The sequence below is a fragment of the uncultured Oscillibacter sp. genome, from assembly GCF_910584465.1.
Taxonomy (GTDB): domain Bacteria; phylum Bacillota; class Clostridia; order Oscillospirales; family Oscillospiraceae; genus Oscillibacter.
This window is the reverse complement of record NZ_CAJUBK010000139.1, coordinates 1-1621: the sequence shown is the minus strand read 5'-3', so window position 1 is coordinate 1621 and position 1621 is coordinate 1. Positions and strand designations below refer to the sequence as shown.

At 65.8% G+C, this 1621-nt stretch carries 1 protein-coding gene and 1 pseudogene; both read right to left on the bottom strand.

Annotated features, from left to right (window positions below):
• A pseudogene (locus QZ332_RS13650) lies at positions 1 to 630 on the bottom strand (NlpC/P60 family protein); the annotation flags it as partial.
• On the bottom strand, positions 617 to 1621 hold a 1005-nt coding region (locus tag QZ332_RS13645; protein WP_367116677.1), incomplete at its 5' end, for a VirB4-like conjugal transfer ATPase, CD1110 family. The pseudogene QZ332_RS13650 and the gene QZ332_RS13645, both read right to left, overlap by 14 nt.

The following is a 1621-nucleotide window of genomic DNA, read 5'->3' as shown; positions in this document are numbered from 1 at the left end:
GACGGCGGTTTTTTCGGCGGCCCTGGCCCCCTGCTTGGCGGCCTCCCGCGCCTGTTTCGCGTACTGCCGCTTTTGGCGCTGCTTTTGAGCAAACCGGGCCAGGGCGTTCTTGCCCAGGTCCGGGTGCTTTTCCAGCTCCATTTGAAAGCGGTGCTCCGCTGTGGCCTTGACATACCGTCGCTCGGCGCGGGCGGCGGCCTTGGCCGGGTGGTCCCGGACGGCCTGCCGCACACGGCGGGTCCCCCAGCGCCCCACGGCCTCGCCCACAAGCTCGGAGTGGTGGGCCCCCTCGGTCCCCACGTTCTCGTGCTCCACCTCGTACACCTTGCCGTGGACGAAGCCGTGAACGCCCCAGCCAGCCGCCCCAGCGGCCCGGCGAACCGGGCCGGGGGGCTTGGCCGGGGCCTGGGCCGCCAGCTTCTCCTGGGCCGCACCCATGCGGAGCTTGGCCTTTTCCGCCTTGACCGCGCTTTGCTCCGCCCGCGTCTGCCCCTGGGCGCTCCGCTTCTTCCCCTCTTGCCGCAGTCGTTCGGAGGGCCGGGCCCGTTCACTCTCCTGGTGGAGCTTGGATTTGTGCGCGGACCTCTGGACACGGTGTCCAGAGCCGGGCCGGGCCTTACCCTTGCCCATTGGCCTTGTCCTCCGGCTTGGTCGTCAAGAGGGTATAGAGCTCGGTGTCCTGGGGGAAGTGGTCTACAAAGGGGATGGTGGTGTCCCCATAAAAAAGCAGCCCCTCGCCGGAGCCGGAGTGCGTGACATAGGAGAGCTGGTGCGGGCTGATCCCCAGGTGGCTTGCCAGCACCTTTTGATCCCCGGCGGCCTGGGACAGCATATAGAGGAAATCGCAGTTGCCGAAAATGGACTCGATCTCGCTGCTCTCCAACAGGCTTTTCACATTCTGGGTAATGCCGCTGGGGATAGCCCCCCACTTGCGGAAGCGGCGGAATATCTCGACGCTGTACGCCGCCGTCTGGGGTTCCGCCAGCAGAACGTGAAACTCGTCCTGATACACCCAGGTCGCCCGCCGCCGGTCCCGGTTCTCCGTCACCCGGCCCCAGATTTGGTCCGTGAGGATCAGCAGCCCGATCTTTTTCAGCATCTTCCCCAGGGCCTTGATGTCGAAGCACAGCAGTCGGGAATTGACCTGGACGTTGGTACGGTGGTTAAAGAGGTTGAGGGAGCCGGTGCAGTAGAGCTCCAGGGCGGACGCCACCCGCCGGGCCTCCGGCTCGGACTGTTTCAGCAGCTCGTCGTAGAGGTCCTGGAGAATGGGCATACGCTCCGGGGCCGGGTCCGCCAGATAGGGCCGGTAGATGGTCCGCACGCAGCGGTCGATCACCGTCTTTTCCACGGGAGCCAGCCCGCTCCGCCCGCCCACGATCAGCTCGCACAGGGAGAGGATGAAATCGCTTTTGAGGGACAGGGGGTCCTCGTCGTCGGCGTAGTTGGGATTGATGTCCATGGGGTTGATGAATGTCCCCGCCGTGGCCGACGGGGACAGCCGCACCACCTGACCGCCCAGCCGGTTTACCAGGGGGTAATACTCCCCCTCCGGGTCCGCTATGATGATGTCGTCGTCCGGGAGGGAGAGGAACACGTTGACGATCTCCCGCTTGGCGGC